The sequence below is a fragment of the Nitritalea sp. genome, assembly GCF_054166705.1.
In genome coordinates this window covers 258,550-277,336 of record NZ_JBSZCV010000008.1, presented here as the reverse complement: position 1 = coordinate 277,336, position 18,787 = coordinate 258,550, and the positions used below count along the sequence as shown (strand labels likewise).

At 48.0% G+C, this 18,787-nt stretch carries 18 protein-coding genes, 1 tRNA gene and 1 pseudogene; 17 read left to right on the top strand and 3 right to left on the bottom strand.

All coding sequences use genetic code 11. The features are described 5' to 3' along the window. Window positions 1-9 precede the first annotated feature (9 nt). The gene (porW, locus tag ACXIT9_RS05150) at window positions 10-2,652 is read right to left on the bottom strand and encodes a type IX secretion system periplasmic lipoprotein PorW/SprE (RefSeq protein ID WP_458055156.1); all 2,643 of its coding nucleotides are present in this window, start codon (window positions 2,650-2,652) and stop codon (window positions 10-12) included. An 84-nt stretch (window positions 2,653-2,736) separates the two neighbouring features. Between porW and ACXIT9_RS05145 the strand changes: the two genes are divergently transcribed. The 10 genes from ACXIT9_RS05145 (at window position 2,737) to ACXIT9_RS05100 (ending at window position 10,650) form a co-directional block, all read left to right on the top strand. After that, complete coding sequence (locus ACXIT9_RS05145) at window positions 2,737-3,612, top strand: murein hydrolase activator EnvC family protein (protein WP_458055155.1); 876 nt, start codon at window positions 2,737-2,739, stop codon at window positions 3,610-3,612. 12 nt (window positions 3,613-3,624) lie between these two features. Continuing rightward, window positions 3,625-4,047 (top strand): bactofilin family protein, encoded by a 423-nt coding sequence (locus ACXIT9_RS05140; RefSeq protein ID WP_458055154.1) that lies wholly within the window; start codon window positions 3,625-3,627, stop codon window positions 4,045-4,047. 4 nt (window positions 4,048-4,051) lie between these two features. Further along, window positions 4,052-4,276, top strand: coding sequence for an AtpZ/AtpI family protein (locus ACXIT9_RS05135; protein WP_458055153.1), 225 nt, complete (start codon window positions 4,052-4,054; stop codon window positions 4,274-4,276). Window positions 4,277-4,702: 426 nt separating this feature from the next. Then, entirely contained in the window at window positions 4,703-5,722 is a 1,020-nt protein-coding gene (gene atpB, locus ACXIT9_RS05130; RefSeq protein WP_458055152.1) for a F0F1 ATP synthase subunit A, read from the top strand. 48 nt (window positions 5,723-5,770) lie between these two features. Then, window positions 5,771-6,031 (top strand): ATP synthase F0 subunit C, encoded by a 261-nt coding sequence (gene atpE / locus ACXIT9_RS05125; RefSeq protein WP_009056133.1) that lies wholly within the window; start codon window positions 5,771-5,773, stop codon window positions 6,029-6,031. Window positions 6,032-6,110: 79 nt separating this feature from the next. Next, window positions 6,111-6,605, top strand: a complete 495-nt coding sequence (locus tag ACXIT9_RS05120; protein ID WP_458055151.1) for a F0F1 ATP synthase subunit B — start codon at window positions 6,111-6,113, stop codon at window positions 6,603-6,605. 12 nt (window positions 6,606-6,617) lie between these two features. Continuing rightward, the gene (gene atpH / locus ACXIT9_RS05115) at window positions 6,618-7,178 is read left to right on the top strand and encodes an ATP synthase F1 subunit delta (protein WP_458055150.1); all 561 of its coding nucleotides are present in this window, start codon (window positions 6,618-6,620) and stop codon (window positions 7,176-7,178) included. Between the two features lie 30 nt (window positions 7,179-7,208). Continuing rightward, entirely contained in the window at window positions 7,209-8,783 is a 1,575-nt protein-coding gene (gene atpA / locus ACXIT9_RS05110) for a F0F1 ATP synthase subunit alpha (protein ID WP_458055149.1), read from the top strand. 58 nt (window positions 8,784-8,841) lie between these two features. Further along, window positions 8,842-9,711: an ATP synthase F1 subunit gamma gene (gene atpG, locus ACXIT9_RS05105; RefSeq protein WP_458055148.1), complete on the top strand. Its 870-nt coding sequence runs from the start codon at window positions 8,842-8,844 to the stop codon at window positions 9,709-9,711. Between the two features lie 57 nt (window positions 9,712-9,768). Next, window positions 9,769-10,650 (top strand): hypothetical protein, encoded by an 882-nt coding sequence (locus tag ACXIT9_RS05100; RefSeq protein WP_458055147.1) that lies wholly within the window; start codon window positions 9,769-9,771, stop codon window positions 10,648-10,650. Between the two features lie 175 nt (window positions 10,651-10,825). Here the strand turns inward: ACXIT9_RS05100 and ACXIT9_RS05095 are convergent, their stop codons facing one another. Continuing rightward, window positions 10,826-12,169, bottom strand: coding sequence for an acyl-CoA dehydrogenase family protein (locus tag ACXIT9_RS05095; protein WP_458055146.1), 1,344 nt, complete (start codon window positions 12,167-12,169; stop codon window positions 10,826-10,828). A 328-nt stretch (window positions 12,170-12,497) separates the two neighbouring features. Between ACXIT9_RS05095 and bioB the strand changes: the two genes are divergently transcribed. The 3 genes and pseudogenes from bioB (at window position 12,498) to ACXIT9_RS05080 (ending at window position 15,722) form a co-directional block, all read left to right on the top strand. Continuing rightward, a complete protein-coding gene (gene bioB / locus ACXIT9_RS05090) occupies window positions 12,498-13,556 on the top strand; it encodes a biotin synthase BioB (RefSeq protein WP_458055145.1) in 1,059 nt (352 codons plus the stop codon). An 81-nt stretch (window positions 13,557-13,637) separates the two neighbouring features. Then, window positions 13,638-14,873, top strand: a pseudogene (locus ACXIT9_RS05085) (oligopeptidase B); the annotation flags it as partial. Beyond that, complete coding sequence (locus ACXIT9_RS05080; RefSeq protein WP_458055642.1) at window positions 14,850-15,722, top strand: prolyl oligopeptidase family serine peptidase; 873 nt, start codon at window positions 14,850-14,852, stop codon at window positions 15,720-15,722. The pseudogene ACXIT9_RS05085 and the gene ACXIT9_RS05080, both read left to right, overlap by 24 nt. Before the next feature lie 415 nt (window positions 15,723-16,137). Here ACXIT9_RS05080 and ACXIT9_RS05075 read toward each other — a convergent pair. After that, window positions 16,138-16,209: transfer RNA gene (locus tag ACXIT9_RS05075), tRNA-Arg, on the bottom strand. 222 nt (window positions 16,210-16,431) lie between these two features. Between ACXIT9_RS05075 and ACXIT9_RS05070 the strand changes: the two genes are divergently transcribed. The 4 genes from ACXIT9_RS05070 to rplS are packed head-to-tail and all read left to right on the top strand — an operon-like array spanning window position 16,432 to window position 18,656. After that, window positions 16,432-16,971 (top strand): 30S ribosomal protein S16, encoded by a 540-nt coding sequence (locus tag ACXIT9_RS05070; RefSeq protein ID WP_458055144.1) that lies wholly within the window; start codon window positions 16,432-16,434, stop codon window positions 16,969-16,971. Window positions 16,972-16,987: 16 nt separating this feature from the next. Next, a complete protein-coding gene (gene rimM / locus ACXIT9_RS05065) occupies window positions 16,988-17,518 on the top strand; it encodes a ribosome maturation factor RimM (protein ID WP_458055143.1) in 531 nt (176 codons plus the stop codon). Between the two features lie 2 nt (window positions 17,519-17,520). Next, window positions 17,521-18,228: a tRNA (guanosine(37)-N1)-methyltransferase TrmD gene (trmD, locus tag ACXIT9_RS05060; protein WP_458055142.1), complete on the top strand. Its 708-nt coding sequence runs from the start codon at window positions 17,521-17,523 to the stop codon at window positions 18,226-18,228. A gap of 59 nt (window positions 18,229-18,287) precedes the next feature. Beyond that, on the top strand, window positions 18,288-18,656 hold the full coding sequence (gene rplS, locus ACXIT9_RS05055; protein WP_009053283.1) for a 50S ribosomal protein L19: 369 nt from the start codon (window positions 18,288-18,290) through the stop codon (window positions 18,654-18,656). Window positions 18,657-18,787: the final 131 nt, after the last annotated feature.

The window sequence follows — 18,787 nt, the reverse complement described above, 5'->3', positions numbered from 1 at the left end:
TCCTAGCCCTTAAAAGCTGTAGGCACGTTTATAAAAGCGTAAATATTCATTTAAATCTTTTCTGCGGTTCAGCTGCTGGAAATTTTCCAGCGAGATGATAAAGCTATTCGCCAGCTCCTCCTTCGTTAAGAAAGACGAGTTTTCCTGGAACTCCTTCAGCCTATCATAGTATTCAAGCCCCGTAGCCGCATTGTTAAAAGGACTAATGAGCACGATTACCTGATCAGAAGTTAAGCTCATATTCCCACTCCTTAGCCTAGAAGCCTCGAAATAGAGGCGATTAAACTCTTCTAGTTCGGCTAGTAAGCCCTTTACATCCCCTTGTTCTGCACCTAAAGCCAGCACAAAGATATGGGTTTGCTTTAAATTTTCTTTGTAAACCACTTCCTTATCGGCCTCCGCTACGGCAGCAGTATCTGGCTTATCCTCTGGTTCTTTTGCCTGCGGCAAAGCTTCCGCAACGCGCTCCTCCGGCTCTTCGGGATCACCTATCAGCGCACGCAGCATTTTCCTTGCCAAATTTACTAGGTCCTGATTCTCATTTTCTCCTATAAATTTTTCTAGCTTATACTGATACATACCTTCACTTTCTAGCTTGCCGCTCAGCATGATATCTAAGAGCACCAAGCGGTCCGTATTGCGCGTCAGCGGATACTGCTCTAAAGCCTCCGTAACGAGTCGCTTAGACTCCTCATAAGCGCGCTCCTGATAGGCGGTGTAGGCCTGGTCATATAACCTAGAGGACGCTATATAGGCCAAGTTGCCCGTCGGTTGATTCGGGTTATTAACAGAGAAGGTGAAGGGTGAACGCGGAAAATCGGCATTAAGACGAGCCTGATAGTCAGCGGGTTTTCCCAGCGCTTGATGGGCTAGATGCAGCGTGTAATAGGCCTCTGGTCGTTTACTGGTTTCTGGAAATTCTTGTAATAGTTTTTCTAGGTTTTCGATAGATGCAGCGTAGGCTTTAAAGCTAAAATGCAACAACTTGCCTAATTCGAAGAGGGCATCTTCTAAATCTGCCTTTAGTCGCTGCTGTGCACGTGGGCTGTTTGGGATGGCGTCCAACAAGGCGCCCCTATCGGGCAAGTTAGCTAAAGGTCCGGGTTCGGTTTCCTTTTCTGTCGTGGATGCACGTGGAGTGGGCTCTTCCTCTCCGCCGAAGCTCTGGGCTGCACTTCTGCGCCAGTTATCCTGGATAGGCCGAACTCCCCAAACACGATTAAACTCGATAGCACCCTGCTGCATCGCTACAGGATTTTCAAAATAAAAGGTGTTCGCACCTCCGCCCCGACCACCACCGAAAGCCAGTAAATTGTCAAATACGCTGCTACTTTTAGGCGTCACCTTACGTTCAGCCTCCCGAATCAGGCGTTCCTCCTCCGCTGCGATGAATTTATCCACGAAAGCCTCCTGCTCCTTTCGGCTGAGCGTAGCCAGACGAAGCAGACTGTCGTTTTCCTGCACCGTTTCGTAATAGGTTACATAGGGGTGTAAAATCGCATGGCGTGCATTAATTTGCGCCACGGGCGCGTCCCCTTTACGAAAATGAAGTAGCGCAGAATCATAGTAATAACTGGCTGCGCGGTAGTCTTGATCTACCTCGAAGGCCAGCGAGCCCAGCTTATCATAGATATAACCCTTTGTGACCTTATTTTTTCCTGGTTCGGCAGCGCCACGGCGCAAAAGGGAACGTGCCAGGTCTAAGTCGTCCTGCTTAAGCTCAAAAAGGGCTCTCTCGTAAAGAATGACATCTCTAAACTCGACGTTTTTACTGTTCTCAAAGAGCTCATCGTAATAACTTCTGATTTTCTGAAAATCTTTGTTTCGGTTAATATCGGCGACTTTTTGGGCGTAAAGTTGAGCGAAAAAGTACCGCTCATAGGGGGGATTCCCCTTCTGTGCCTCCCTATAAAAAGAGTAGGCCAAAGATTCTATGCCGGCCTGTTCATAAAGTTGGGCCAAAATAAAATGAAGGCGAGACTTTTCTTTCTTATCACTCGCTAAGGCGACAGCCTGGTCGAGTGCACCGATTTTACCGTTTAAATCGTTTCGTTTATCGTAGTAATAGGCCAGCGTCTTATAGAGTAAAAAGCGATTGTCGTCGGAGATAGGCCCTTCTTTTGAGAGGTAGTCGATCACGAAAGTGGCGTCTTCGAAATAGTCTAAATCGATAAAGGCGCGCAGTAGCTGAATGAGCGCTCTATGGCGCAGGGCATCATCCTTACTGGTGACATTGATGTACTTGAAGGTGTTAATAGCATCATCGAAATCGGCACGGTAGTAGTCTACGATGCCTAATAGTAAGTAGCTGTCATCCACCCACTTACTGATGCGGTGCCAGTCGATGGCCTTGGAGGATAGCTTGCGCGCTTCTTCCAGTAAAGCATCATGCTCCTCTACGATGGCGCTGTCAATAGGATAAAAGATAGGAAGCACCGTCGTGTAATCCTCTTGATGAGAGGTAGCGATTATTTGCTCTAATTCCTTAATTTTGCTATCTGCTAAAAAATAAGCGTTGAAGCGTGCCGTTGTATTGTGATAAAGGCGGTTCGTAAACGTATTGCGCTCCGATGAACAGGCGCCCATGCCGAATGCAAGGCCGATGAGACAGCTCGAGAAGAAGAGTAATATAGGGCTAGGGCACTGTTTCATAAAAATCTAGAAGCAAATAACGGGAATTACTCTAAAAGGTAAACGCCTGCTTGCTTGAAAATAGTATAAAAATTACGTGTAGCCTTGAGTATAAAGCAAAAAGCCCAAGAATGGGTAAATAAAAAATTCATCATCGTCATTCGTCGGGAGATCGATTTCTCGGTTATCCGTTCTTTTTCGGTAAGTAAGGCCAGTGGCGCGGTACTTCTTTTCGTGGCATTTGTGGTGTTTTTTATTTTGGGACTTGTAGGAGCGAATACCTTTTTGAAACGCTGGGCTGATCCCCGATTTTTGGAGACAGAAAATGCCCTCATGCTGCGTGAGCTGAGCCTGACGGTAGATTCTCTTTTGGTGGAAGTGGATAGAAAGGATCGGTTTATAGGTGGCCTTCGGCAAATAATAGTCGGTCAGGACCCGGGAGGGGAGGAACAAGAGGCAGAAGAAAGGAAGGGGGGCGATGCTGCGCCGCAGCGCAGAGAAGTTGATTTGTTTGAGAAAAATGCTGACACGGAAGCGATTATCGCAGAATTTCGGGAAGGGATAGGTCCCTACACGGATCGAGTAGAAGGTATCCGCACCCCCGGAGGAGAAACCTATTTCTTTGCGCCCCTGCGCGGCATGGTCATCAGTGCCTTTAATCCAGGGCAGCAGCATTTCGGGGTAGACATATTAAGCAAAGAAAATGAGCCTGTAAAAGCAGTGACAGGTGGGCGTGTTATCTTCGCCAGCTGGACTTTAGATACCGGTTATGTCATTGGAGTTCAGCATGATGGGGATTTGATTTCCTTTTACAAGCATAATTCAGTATTATTGAAAAAAATTGGAGATGCCGTGACTGCCGGAGAGCCCATCGCGATCATAGGCGGCACGGGTGAGCTCAGCTCGGGAGAGCATTTGCATTTTGAATTATGGTATCGCGGAAGTCCAGTAAATCCGCAAGAGTTTATAAAGTTCGATTAAAATCCATACAATATGTTCACGAGTAATAAGCAAGAGGATAAAAAGGCGACGACCCAACTGGTCACTTCCAGTAATGTTATTTCAAAGGAAACGACGATAGTGGGAAATATTACCAGTCAGGGGAATATTCGTATCGAAGGGAATTTTGAGGGGCGCTTAGAATCTAAAAGTAAAATTGTATTGGGAGATTCTGCTCGTGTAAAGGGAGAAATTTTCGCCTCCGAATTAGAGATCGCAGGCAAGGTAGAAGGTATGGTGACCTGCTATGGATTGCTGCTCCTACAGAAAAGTGCGCACATTTCTGGTGACATCATCACCGAAAAGTTGGTAGTAGAAAATGGAGCTCATTTTGATGGGAAGTGTCAGATGGGTAGTGCCCCGAAACAGAGTGCTGCCCGCGTGGTCGAGAAGCACGATAGAGCTACAGTCGCTTAAGCGTATGAAGGATGCACCCAAGTCAGGTAAAAATGTACCGGCCTATGTAAAGTACATAGGCCTTTCTTTTCAGCTTTTTGGCATTATAGGGGGGGGCACCTGGCTCGGCTGGTACCTGCAGCAGCGCTCTTCCATGCAGTTTCCCGTTTGGCTGCTGCTTTTTTTATTTTTATCGATTGGACTGGCTTTTTACCAACTTTTCCTATCGATGAAAAATGACGATAAATAAATGTAGTTTACTTAAAATTTAGAGGAAGTAATGGCATCGTTTTGGTTGCGTCTGATCGGCATCAGTGGGATATTAGGGCTTACTATAGCTATTTTGCAAAAATATCTAGGGGCTCCTTGGGTACATCCTCAAGTTTGGAATATTCTTCTGTTCTTCACCTTATTTGTAGGGATTACAAGGATTGTGATGGTGAGAAAAGGCCTTTTTGCAGGAGAAAATACTACGAGTATGCTTTTAGGCTTGACAGTAATTCGGGTTTTAGGGAGCTTGGCGTTTATTAGTTACATGCTATTTACAAACATAAATGACGTGTTATGGTTTGTAGTCAATTTCTTCCTTATTTATTTGTTGTACTTAATATTTGATATTCACTCCTTAATAGCTAATTTGCGGCCGCATTCAAGGTAGGTTCTAAAAAACAATTTGATGTTCCGTAAATTTCTTTACCTAAGTTTCTTACTGTCAGCATTTTTCCTCGCTACAGTTCCCCAGGTAGCCGCCGCATCTGATGAAGAGGATAAGACAAGCTTCATCATGCACCACATTATGGATTCCTACGAGTGGCATTTTGCTACTTTTGGTGAGAAGCATCTTACGCTTCCCTTACCGGTAATCGTTTACGCGAAAGACCATGGGCTTAAGGTATTTTCTTCTTCTGACTTTCAAGATCCTGTTACGCATAAATTCGGTAAAGAGTTTGCCCATGAGGGGTATTACATCGATGACCATGAGCATTTATTTCGCGAAGACGGTGCGTCTTTTGTCGATCTATCCATTTCGAAAAATGTAATGATGCTCTTTCTGGTGCTTGTCGTGCTGTTAGCGATTCTTTTAAGCTCTTCTTCCTACTACAAGAAAAATGGGGTGAAAGCGCCTAAAGGAGTGGCTTCCTTTATCGAGCCGATCGTCATTTTCGTTCGCGATGAAATCGCAAAGAAATCTATCGGACCCGGGTACATGAAATTCGTTCCTTACCTGCTTACTTTATTCTTTTTTATCTGGTTCGGAAACCTCCTCGGTCTATTACCGGGTGCTGCTAACCTAACAGGAAATATCGCGGTAACCTTTACGTTAGCCATGCTTACTTTCGTGGTGGTGAATGTAAATGGCAACAAGGAGTATTGGAAGCACGTTTTCGCCACTCCTGGAGTACCCTTCCCTATTTTATTTGTGATCGTACCTGTAGAGATTTTAGGCTTATTCACGAAGCCATTCGCGTTAATGGTACGTCTTTTTGTGGCGATTACGGCGGGTCACATTGTAATTTTGGCTTTCATTGCATTAGTCTTTATGTTCGAGTCGTATGCGATCGGAGTGGTAAGTACCCTAATGGTGACTTTCTTAAATATTATCGAATTATTGGTAGCTACGATCCAAGCCTATGTGTTCACGCTGTTTACGGCCATGTACATCGGCTCTGCTGTAGCGGAGCATGAACACCACTAATTCTTTTTCTAAAGAAATTTCTTTGTTCAATTTATAACTATAACACGTATGTTAACTTCATTATTGTTGTCTGCAGGTCTAGCCCTTTTAGGAGCTGGCATCGGTGCTGGTATCATCGCGATTGGCGCAGGTATGGGTATCGGTAGAATTGGTGGTCAGGCCATGGAATCTATTGCTCGTCAGCCTGAGGCTGCTGGTAAGATCCAGACTGCCATGCTTATCATTGCAGCACTTATCGAGGTAGTTTCCCTGTTCGCAGTAGTAGTAACCCTACTTATTGCGCTTAACGCAGGTGGCCTCGAGTTCTAAGAACAAAAGAATCCGGAGGGTAGCGTTAGGCTGCCCTCCTCTTTTCATTGAATTTTAGTATTTATACAGCGATATACTCATGGATTTAATAACCCCTAGTTCCGGTTTAATTATTTGGCAGCTTCTCGGTTTTCTAGCTTTGCTATTCATTTTAGCGAAGTTCGCATGGAAGCCGATTTTAGCAGCCCTAGAAGAGCGCGAGTCTACGATCGAGCAGGCATTAAGTGCTGCTGAAGCAGCAAAGGCCGAAATGGCTAATTTAAAGTCCGAAAATGAGCGCTTACTCCAAGAAGCGCGCGCTGAACGTGATGCGATATTAAAGTCTGCCAATGAGGCGGCTACCAAGATGCTTGAAGAAGCCAAAAATCAAGCGTCTACGCAGGCCACACGCATTATAGAAGATGCTAAAGCGGTTATTGAAACAGAGAAAAAAGCAGCATTAACTGAAGTCAAGGTCCAGGTGGCACAGCTTAGTTTAGACATTACAGAGAAATTGTTAAGAAAATCTTTAGCAAATGATACTGAGCAGAAGGCGCTGGTAGATACTTTCGTGAAAGATTTGAAATTGAATTAACCCCTAAGCCTCATGTCTGAATTTAGAGTAGCCTCGCGCTATGCCAAGTCGCTGCTAGAGCTAGCGGTTGAAATTAAGAGCTTAGAAGCAGTAAAAGCCGATGTGAATCGGGTTATGAATGCTTGCGAGGCGAATAAAGAACTGGTCTTTGTGCTTAAAAGCCCCGTAGTTAGTACGGACAAGAAATTTTCGATCTTACAGGCGATTCTCGGTGCTAGCGGTCAAAAGCTTACAGTGGATTTTCTCCGACTTGTGGCTGAAAAGAATAGAGCTTCGCTTACCGTGGATATTTTAAAGCAATTTTTACGACTGTATAATGTTCATGAGGGTATTCAGGAAGCTTCCGTCACAACGGCCTTCCCCCTTACAGATGACCTTCGTAAGGCCTTCGAAAGTACAGTGAAAGAAATCTCGGGCTTGTCTAAGGTGCAGCTTTCCGAAACTGTGGACAAAGAAATCATCGGTGGCTTTATTCTCCGTGTAAACGACCGCCAACTCGATGAGTCGCTAAGCGGAAAACTGAGAGCCCTACGTCTTCAGCTGACGCAAAACCAGTACGAAAAATTATATTAATTAGCATTAACAATTTAATCATACAGAATAATGGCAGAAGTAAGACCTGATGAAGTTTCGGCTATATTGAGAGAGCAGCTCTCAGGCGCCCGAACTGAAGCTGAATTGGAAGAAGTTGGTACTGTACTCCAAGTAGGTGATGGTGTAGCCCGTATCTATGGCCTCTCTAAAGCTCAGGCGGGTGAATTGCTTGAGTTTGAAACTGGTCTGAAAGCGATGGTGCTTAACCTCGAAGAAGATAATGTAGGTGCGGTACTTTTCGGAGACTCTAAAGGCGTTAAAGAGGGGGATACTGTAAAAAGAACCAAGCAGATCGCTTCCATAAACGTGGGTGAAGGCATGCTAGGTCGTGTGGTGAACACGCTTGGCCAGCCCATCGACGGAAAAGGACCATTAAAGGGTGAATTATACGATATGCCACTTGAGCGCAAAGCACCAGGTGTTATCTATCGTCAGCCTGTAAATGAGCCATTACAAACAGGTATCAAGTCTATCGATGCCATGATCCCTATCGGTCGTGGACAGCGTGAACTTGTAATCGGTGACCGTCAGACTGGGAAAACCGCTGTCGTGATCGATGCCATCCTGAACCAGAAAGAATTCTACGATAAAGGCGAGCCTGTATTCTGTATTTATGTGGCCATCGGCCAAAAAGCTTCTACCGTAGCCGGCGTAGTAGCTGCTCTCGAAAAGGGAGGAGCGCTTCCTTACACCGTAGTAGTCTCAGCTTCTGCCTCTGATCCTGCTCCGATGCAGTTTTTCGCGCCATTTACAGGTGCTGCTATTGGTGAGTTTTTCCGAGATACTGGTCGTCCAGCACTTGTCGTTTACGATGACCTGTCCAAGCAAGCTGTTGCCTATCGTGAAGTTTCCCTACTCCTAAGAAGACCTCCAGGACGTGAAGCCTATCCCGGTGATGTTTTCTACTTACACTCTAGATTGTTAGAAAGAGCAGCGAAAATCAACTCTTCCGACAAGATCGCACAGGAAATGAATGACCTTCCTGAGTCTATCAAGCACCTCGTGAAAGGGGGAGGTTCCTTAACCGCACTTCCGATTATCGAGACGCAAGCTTCTGACGTTTCTGCCTATATCCCGACAAACGTGATTTCAATCACGGATGGTCAGATCTTCCTAGAGACGAACCTCTTCAACTCAGGTATCCGCCCTGCGATCAACGTAGGTATCTCGGTATCTCGAGTAGGTGGATCTGCTCAGATTAAATCCATGAAAAAGGTAGCTGGTACACTCAAGTTAGATCAAGCGCAGTTTAGAGAACTAGAAGCTTTCTCTAAATTCGGATCCGACCTCGATGCCTCTACCAAGCGTACCATCGAGCGTGGAAGAAGAAACCAAGAAATCCTTAAGCAAGCGCAGTATTCTCCTGTTGCTGTAGAATTACAGGTGGCTATCATTTATGCCTCTACCAAAGGCCTCATGGATACCGTGCCTGTAGAAAAGGCCAGAGCCTTCGAAAAAGAATTCTACACCCTACTAAGTGCTAGTTACACCGAGGCCTTAGACGCGATAAAAGCAGGTAAAATCGATGTCGCTGCTCCTCTACTCGAGAAAGCCGCTAAAGAACTTGCTCCGAAATACGCATAAATAATTTTGGGGGAGCCACGCTCCCCCACCTTACGTTACTTGTTGTCCGATATCCCTCATGGCAAATTTAAAGGAAGTTAAAGAACGAATAAATTCTGTCGTTTCTACGCAGCAAATCACCAAAGCAATGAAAATGGTGGCAGCAGCAAAACTGCGTCGTGCACAGGATAAAATAACGCAGATGCGTCCCTACTCTCAGAAGCTTACGGGCATTTTAAATAATGTTACCGCTTCCTCTGAAGGTGAAACAGACGTGATCTTCGCCCAAAAAAGAGAGGTTACTCGTGTGCTTTTAGTTCCTGTCACCTCGGATAAGGGCCTTTGTGGTGCTTTTAATACGAACGTATTAAAGGCTACCAAATCTCTATTAGTGGATTACGCTGCCCAGGAAGTAAGCATCATGCCGCTAGGAAAGAAGGCCTATGATGCCTTTAGACGTGGCCCACACACACTCATCGATACCTTTTATACGGTGTTTGCTGATGTCTCTTTCGAAAATGTGAATCGCGCAGCCTCTTTTGCCATGGAGTCTTTCGTGAATGAAAATTTCGATAAGGTGATCATCGTTTACAATCAGTTTAAGAACGTAGCCACGCAAGAGGTGATCGCAGAGCAGTTTCTCCCAATGGAGCAAATCGCTTCTGAAGACACAAAAGCCGTCGAAACGGACTATATCCTAGAGCCTTCCCGCGAATATATCATCGAGGAGCTGGTGCCAGCAGCTTTAAAGATCCAGTTCTTTAAAACGGTCTTAGAAAGTAATGCCTCCGAGCATGGTGCGCGTATGACAGCTATGGATAAGGCGACCGAAAACGCAGGCGAACTTCTTAAAGATCTTCGTCTCATGTACAACCGTTCCCGCCAGGCGGCCATCACAAATGAAATCTTAGAAATCGTAGCAGGTGCGAATGCACTTGAATCGAAATAATTTTACTTCCGATTTACAAGTAAAGTCACCTTCGGGTGACTTTTTTGTTCTATCCCTATGGGAAAGTTGCTCCGTAAAGTTCTCCACCTTCTGTCCTTCCTCGCTCTAGATGTTGTGGTGGGGAGCTTAGGAGGCATGGCCTTTTTTTCTGCTCTGCTTGAGGTGACCGTTCCCCCTCTTTATTACCTCTTGCTCGGACTTTTTGTCTGGAGTGTGTATACGCTCGACCATCTGCTGGATGCACGAAAAACCAAAGAAAATGCGATAAAAAGTGGTCGCAGGGCCTTTTATCAGCAGCATAAAAGGGCGCTGTCCTGGGCATTGTGTTTCGGGATGGGTCTTTTGGTCATCCTCAGTGTAAGCAATACGGGAACCACACTTCCTGTAAACTTGCTACTTTCTGTTGGCATGGGGAGCCTTGCCGTACTTGCACTTATCCTGGCTTACGGTCTGTCCCCCCAGCAGCTGCCGCATTGGAAAGAGGCACTCGTAGCCATCTTGTATGTTGCCGGCATCGCTTGGGTGCCACTCTATTATGCCCTCCAAGCTAAATCCCTCGCCTTCCGCTCCAGCTTTGAGTGGCTCCCCCTCGGTGTTTTGCTGCTGCTTTATGTGGTGCTCAGCTATACGAATCTACTCCAGCTGGCCTTCCAAGATCACGAAGATGATGCCAAATTCGGCTTTAGCTCTGCCGCTCAGCCACTAGGAGCCGAAATCCTAAAAAAGCGGATTTATGCCCTGCATGCCCTAGGTCTCTTTATGGCTGTAGGTGGGCTGTTTTACTTTCCCAGTTTTTATGGGCCTTTCTTTTTGGTTCTGGCTCTGATGCAAGGGCTCCATGCACAGGTGTTTTTACAAGGACAGCTCTCCAAGCAGCAGCAGCGAATGCGCACGGAGGCGAGCTTTTCCCTGGCCTGGCTGGCTTCCCTTTTGCGCTGAAGCGCAAAAAAAAGGGAAAGGATCTCTCTCCTTTTCCCTGTTCTGCCACCTTCTTTGCCTACTATTTTCCCAAGCCCTTTCCTGCCTATAGAGCTAAAAAAGGGACCCCTCTTCAATAGAAAGGACCCTTTTAGGAAAGGAAGAGAGGAGGGGCCACACCCAGCCGTGTAAATACTTACACGAAAGCCGAGTGCCCCGTTATGGCCCTTCCCACGATTAGGGAGTTGATCTCCTTCGTGCCTTCATAGCTGTAAATCGCCTCCGCATCCGCCACAAAACGGGCGATATCATGCTCCAGCAAAATGCCATTGCCACCGAACAGTTCGCGTGCATGGTCTACGATCGAACGCATGCGCAGCGTACAAAACACCTTGGCCAAGGAGGCATGCTCGTCTAGAAGGGCATCTTCATCTTGCATGACGCTCAGTCGATGAACCATCGTCTGCATGGCCGTGAGGTCGCCCAACATCGTGACCAGGAGATCCTGCACGAGCTGATACGAAGCGATGGGCTTACCGAACTGGGCGCGCTTATTCGTATAGGCGAGCGCTGCCTCGTAGGCACCCCGCGCACAGCCAACCGCCTGCCAAGCCACTCCCGCCCGGGTCATGCGCAGCACCGCAGCGGTGTCCTTAAAGCTTTCTGCCTTTTGCAGGCGTAGGGATTCTGGTACCCGGCAATCTTTTAAGGTAATCAGGGCATTTTGCACCGTACGGAGTGCCATCTTATTTTCCATTTTCTCCGCTTGAAAACCTGGCGTATCTTTTGGCACGATAAACCCTTTTACCTGCTGGGAATCCAAGTCGCGTGCCCAAATGATGGTGATGTCCGAAAAGGTCGCATTGCCGATCCACTTCTTTTGGCCATTTAACACCCATTCGTCTCCTTCGCGCTTACAGGTCGTGGTTAGGCCACCCGCCACGGCTGAACCTACCTCCGGCTCCGTCAGCCCAAAAGCGCCTATCTTTTCCAGTCGCTGCATGGGAGGAAGAAATTCCTGCTTTTGTTCCTCGCTACCGCAAAGATAAATGGACCCCATAGCCAGGCCACTCTGAACACCGAAAAAGGTGGAGATGGAGGTGTCCACGCGCGCCATTTCCATCGCGATAAAGCCTTCCAGCAAAGCCGATTTTCCTGGACAGCCGTAACCCTTATAGATCAGGCCGCCGATGTTTAGCTCTGCCATCTTCGGGATGATATGCATGGGGAACTCAGCGCGATTCCAGTAATCATTTGCTATAGGGCGAATTTCCTCCTCCATAAAGGCCCGCACCTTCAACTGAATCTCTCGATCCTCTGGGCTGAGGGTTTTTCCCAAACCATAAAAGTCGCCATTTACTTCAGGAATTTTTTTCTCCTGGCCGTTTGCGCCAGCGCGCTCCAGCATCTTCATCATTTTCGCTAAGGAAGCCTCATCCATGCGGCTTACCGTCTCAACGAGCTTGCCTAGATCCACCTTCTCGGAGAGGGCGGCTATTTTCTTTACATCTAATGCACCTAAAAGCTTTTGGAAATCCATGGTTATCGTGGTTAATGTGGATAAAAAACGTATTTGATTTTATTTTACGGGGAACACTGTAGAAAGTTGTAAGCGACTCTTTTCCACTAGAGGGGTACAGACAGGTGCTTTGCCCGAAGGGCAAAAGGGAAATCGCTTGCTTGCACCCCTAAAAATGCCTGCTCTTTCCGGAGAAATAGTTTCACTCTGAGTAGAAAAAATGTGCTTAAAGCAGGGGTCTTTTCGAGTAGATTGAAATGCATCGCACTGAATTGCATTTTAAAATATAATTATTTATAAATAAAAGCATATTAGAACTGGCTTTTTTATATTTGGAAAAACTTTGCCGATGACTCCTTGGACTTTAGCTACTGCCAAAGCGCTGCATGCGCTTCCTTTTTTAGAATTACTCCATCAAGCTGCCACGGTCCACCGTGCCCATCACGACCCAAACAAGGTACAGATTAGCACCCTGATTTCAATCAAAACGGGGGGCTGCCCGGAGGACTGTGGCTACTGCCCCCAAGCCGCCCGCTACCACACGAAGGTCAAAGGGGAGCCTCTGATGTCAGTGGCCCAGGTGAAAGCACAGGCACTACGCGCACAAGCTGCTGGCTCCTCCCGTGTTTGCCTGGGAGCGGCCTGGCGCAATGTGAAGGATGGGCCCGAATTCGAGCAGGTGTTAGAGATGGTGCGCGAAGTAAGCCGCCTGAACATGGAGGTTTGCTGTACGCTCGGCATGCTGACACCGCATCAGGCGAAGCGGCTGGAGGAGGCTGGGCTCTATGCCTATAACCATAATCTGGACAGCTCAGAGGACTATTATAAAGAAATCATCTCCACACGCGCCTATGAGGACCGCCTGGAAACACTTCAGAACGTGCGGAAGACCTCTGTGACGCTTTGTTCTGGCGGGATCATCGGGATGGGGGAGTCGCTGGAGGATCGTATGCACATGCTCGTGCGCCTAGCCAACATGGACCCCTACCCGGAAAGTGTGCCCATAAATGCGCTGGTGCCAGTGGAAGGCACCCCTTTAGAAGCTCAGGCGCCAGTATCGATTTTCGAGATGGTTCGCATGGTGGCCACCGCGCGGATTTTAATGCCGACTACACAGGTGCGTCTTTCGGCCGGTAGAACGAGCATGAGCATGGAAGGGCAGGCCCTCTGCTTTTATGCTGGTGCCAACTCGATTTTTGCAGGGGACAAGCTGTTGACAACGCCGAACCCGGATATCGCAGAGGATCAGGTGCTATTTCGTGCGCTAGGCATAGAGCCGCAGGCGCCGTACGAGAAGCATGCCCCACGACAGGCTGCCGAGGTGCTCAGTCCTGCCCTGGGCGAGAAACCCAAGTGGTCGCGTCCCGGGCATCAGATTCCGCGGAATGAAGAAAAAAGACGTCGCTAAGCAGGCAATTCTTGTATCTTTGTGGGAACCCTTTACCCGCCGGCAGGCCCAGAGGTTGCCGAGCGATAGTCTCCGATCTTTATGTCCACAGATACACAGCAGCCCTTCGCTTATCCTAATCTGCAGCCCCCCGTGGCGGCGGAGAAACCCTATACCGTCATTGCTCCCCATGGTCATCGCCGCGAGGATCCCTACTACTGGCTCCGCGAGCGGGATAACCCGGAGGTGCAGGCCTACCTAAAGGCAGAAAATGCCTACTTGGAGGGCATGTTAGCGCATACCAAAGACTTTCAGCAGGCGCTTTTTCAGGAGATGCGTGCTCGTATCCAGGAGGAGGACAGCTCGGTGCCCTATGCTTTAGGAGGCTATCTGTATTATACGCGCTACCGCCGGGGCGGCGAGTATGCGATTTATGCCCGCCGAAAGGGCAGTATGGAGGCGCCTGAGGAGATTTTGGTAGACGGAAATGCTTTGGCCGAAGGCCAATCCTTCCTGAATTTCTTTATCTCTGTGAGTCATGACCATCAGCGTGTGGCCATCATCATGGATACCCAAGGGCGTAATTTCTACAGCATTCAGGTGAAGGACCTGCTGACGGGGGAGCTTTTAGAGGATAAGGTGCGTGATGTTCGGAGCAGCGCTATTTGGGCACCGGATAATGCCTCTTTTTATTACACGATTCCGGATCCTGTGACGCTGCGAAACTACCAGGTCAAGCGCCACATCTTGGGTACAGACCCCTCCGAGGACCAGTTGATTTTCGAGGAGACCGATGAGACGCTGGACTGTGGCGTGTACCTGAGTCGCTCGAAAGCCTTTTTGCTGGTTTATGCGAGTCGGACAGATGCCTCGGTGAGCTATGTGGCACCAGCAGATCGGCCGGAGGAGCTGCGCTTGTTTAGCCCTTTGCGGCCGGATGTGCAGTACAGCGTAGAGCATGCAGGAGGGGAGCATTTTTATATCCATACCAACTGGCAGGCGCCGAACTACCGCTTGATGCGCTGTGGTTTGGAGGAAACAGGAGCGGCTTCTTGGACCGAATTTTTGGCCCACAGGCCAAAGGTTTTTTTAGAGGATGTCCTTTATTTTTAGGATTTTATCGTGTTAGAAGAAAAGGAGGCTGGCTTGGCCCAGCTGCGCGTGCTGCATAGAGCGGATGGGGCGGACCATGTCATCGCTTTTCAGGAGCCTGCTTACACGGCAAGTCTGGGGCACAATCCTGATTTTCAGTCCACTACCTTGCGTTACCAGTACACGTCGATGACGACACCGCATAGCACTTTGGCGTATGCTATGCATACTCGGGAACAGGAGCTGTTAAAAGAGCAGGAGGTCTTAGGGGGTTTTGACAGGACGCTGTACCGTACGGAGCGGGTTTGGGTGCCGGCTGCCGATGGGGTGCAAATTCCCCTTTCGCTGGTGTATCGTGTGGATCTTTTTCGAAAGGATGGCAGCATGCCGGGCTGGATTTATGCTTATGGGGCCTATGGATATGCGATGGAGGCCACGTTTAGTTCGGCGCGGCTCAGTCTTTTAGATCGGGGCATGGTGTATGCGATCGCCCATGTGCGGGGCGGGCAGGAGCTGGGTGGCGACTGGTATGCCTCCGGCAAAATGCTGCAGAAGCAGAATACTTTTCAAGATTTTATCGCATGTTCGCGCTGGTTGCAGGAGGAAGGCTATGTGGCGAAGGATAAGTTGTTCGCTTCTGGCGGCAGTGCTGGTGGTCTTTTGATTGGAGCGGTATACAATCAGGCGCCAGAGTTATACCGCGGTTTAATCGCTGCGGTTCCTTTTGTGGACGTGCTGACCACGATGTTAGATGATAGCATTCCGCTGACCACCTTTGAATGGCTGGAATGGGGAAATCCGGCCATTCCGGAGGAGTATGCGGCGATGCTGGCCTATTCGCCTTACGATAATGTTCGTCCGCAGGCTTATCCTTCCTTGCTGGCGACGACGGGCTTTCACGACTCTCAGGTGCAGTACTGGGAACCTGCCAAGTGGGTGGCGCGCCTGCGCAAAGCGACGACTGCTGCTGCCCCGATCTTTTTGCAGACCAACATGGATGCCGGGCACGGGGGGGCTAGCGGGCGTTTTGAGCGCTTAAAGGAAGTGGCTTTGGAGTATGCCTTTGTCTTTGATCTTTTAGGTATTCGTACCTGATCACTTCTTTTCGGGAGCTGTTCGTTTGCCTACCTGGATGATCGTTTGCTTTCGATTTAGGAAAAAAATGCTTTCGTTTGCTTTCGAATTAGGGAAAAATGCTTTCGTTTGCTTTCGTTTCCTTTCCTTTTTATGTTCGTTTCTGATCGTTTAGTTTCGTTTTGGCTCGTAGATGGGGAGACTGTTGGGGATAGTTCAGAGATAGTTCATTGATTTCCACCCATACAAAAATCCTCATTCGTTAAGGAAGACCTTCGACCCTACAGACTCTCGGATGACCTGTAGCTTCCCAGAGAATAGATCAGATGCTAGAGCTCTACATCTTCGCTGTGTGTTCATTCTTTCCTTAGGTCATCGCTAAGGGGTATGTAATAGGGAGGAAGACCTGAGTAAAGCCTGTAAAAAGCATTTTTAGTAGCCCCGACAGGAATCGAACCTGTATCTAAAGTTTAGGAAACTTCTATTCTATCCATTGAACTACGGGGCCAGGGAAGCGCCTAGAGGAGGAGACGGGTCCCGTGCTTTGGGCCGAGAGGCCCAAAAGGAGGAGCGGCCATCTACACCTTTCGCCTTCGCAAGATAGAACTTTCTTCCTAAAAACCCTCAAATATATTCGCTTGATTCCATGTGGATTAAATTATTTACGCTATCTTTGCACCTCTAAAATTATGATGGACGAGATCCATCTCTTACTTAACATTATTGTACTATGGCAGTAAAAATCAGATTAGCACGTAGAGGTAGAAAAAAACTCGCTATCTACGATGTAATTGTAGCTGATGCAAGAGCTCCACGTGATGGACGCTTTATCGAAAAGATCGGGACGTATAACCCGAACACTGACCCGGCATCTATTAACATCAACAATGAGCGCGCTCTTAAGTGGTTGTTAAATGGTGCACAGCCCACAGATACTGTTCGTGCGATGCTTTCGTACCGTGGCGTATTGTTGAAAAAACACTTGCATATCGGTGTTTTAAAAGGTGCTTTAACGCAGGAGGAGGCAGATGCCAAATTCCAGGCTTGGGTAGACACGAAAGAAGGTGCTATCACCGGTAAGGTAGATAAGATTGCGGCAGCGAAAGCGGAAGCGAAGGCAAAAGCGCTCGAAGCAGAAGCCGCGAAAAACCAAGCTCGTCTGGATGCGATCAAGAAGCGTCAGGAGGAAGCCGCTGCCGCTGAGGCCGCCGCTAATGCACCTGCTGAAGAGGCTAGCGCTGAAGGAGAAGAAGGTACTGCAGAAGCTTAAGTCTTAAGATTTACTCATGAACATCGAACAATGCTTTCAGCTTGGTTATGTAGCCAAGGTTCATGGGTTGCAGGGAGAAGTGCAGCTCAAGCTGGACGTCGATGATCCTTCTCCTTATGAAGAGTTGGAGCATCTATTCCTCGAAATCAATGGCCGCTTGGTGCCTTACTTTCTGGAGCATCTGGTGCTACAGCCGGGGGATCGGGCGCTGACCAAGTTTGAGGATGTAGAGGATGTGGATACGGCGAGTGCCCTGGTGGGCAAAGGCGTTTATCTCCCCTTGTCTTTGCTGCCGCCTTTAGCAGAAGATCAGTATTATTATCATGATCTGGTGGGCTTCGAGGTGGAGGATGAGCAGCATGGCAGCATCGGCACAGTAGATGCGCTTTATGACCTGCAGACACAAAACCTACTGGGGGTAAACTACAGAGGTAAAGAAGTACTTATACCGATCACGGATGGTATTCTTACCCGAGTAGATCAGCGCGAAAGAAAAGTCTATACGCGGCTGCCAGAGGGATTACTTGACTTATATTTGGAAGACTGAGGATGCATATAGATATTATCAGTGTCGTTCCGGGGCTATTAGAAGGGCCTTTTTCACACTCTATTTTAAAGCGTGCGGAAGAAAAAGGGCTCGCCACCGTTCGGGTGCATAATCTGCGTGATTACGCGACGGGCAAGCAAAAGCAGGTGGATGATTATGCTTTCGGTGGGGGAGCTGGAATGGTGCTCATGGCGGCGCCGATAGCGGCCTGTATCGAAGCGCTCAAGCAGGAACGTGACTACGATGAAATACTCTATATGACTCCGGATGGTGCTCCTTTTTCGCAGCCGATGGCCAATGCGCTTTCGCTGAAAAAGAATATTCTGATCCTCTGTGGTCATTATAAAGGAGTGGACGAGCGCATTCGTACGCAGTACATCACCCGGGAGATCAGCATAGGAGATTATGTGTTGTCGGGAGGTGAGCTCGCGGCGGCCGTGGTGGCAGATGCCCTCATACGTCTGCTGCCTGGAGTACTGAATGATGAGACCTCTGCGCTGACAGATTCCTTTCAGGATGGCTTACTCGCTCCGCCGGTCTATACACGACCAGCGGTGTGGAGGGGAGAGGCTGTTCCGGAGGTGCTGTTATCCGGTCATACCGAGCATATAGCCAACTGGAGATTTGAAGCATCGGTTCGTCGAACCCAAGAGCGTAGGCCGGACTTGTACCGGAAATTCGAAGGAGGAGACGAGAATAGCACACGATAGATTATAGAAACATTTAGGCTGCCTGACACGCAGCAGCAAAACGCAAAACATACAAAGCTATGAGCGATTTAATTAAATTTGTAGAAGCAGAATACAGCGAAGCGAGAACGAAGTTTCCTTCCTTCAAGTCTGGTGATACCATAAATGTACACGTACGTATTAAAGAAGGTAACAAAGAGCGTATCCAGCAGTTTCAGGGTACTGTTATCCAGCGTAAAAACGTGAATACAAACGGTGAAACCTTTACGGTTAGAAAAATTTCGAACGGTATCGGTGTAGAGCGTATCTTCCCTATCTTATCTCCAAGCATCGAGCAGATCGATCTATTAAGAGAAGGTAAAGTAAGAAGAGCACGTCTGTTCTACTTGAGAGGACGTCAAGGAAAAGCAGCACGTATCAAAGAAAAAATCAGACCAAGAACAAAATAAGCGTTCTGCGTCGCAGTGGTATAAAAAGGGAGTCCTAAGGGGTTCCCTTTTTGTGTTTCAGCTGATAAAATGAACGAAATTCCCTATCTTTACCAGCTGATTTTCGGAATTTATACGAGTTTTCCACCTCC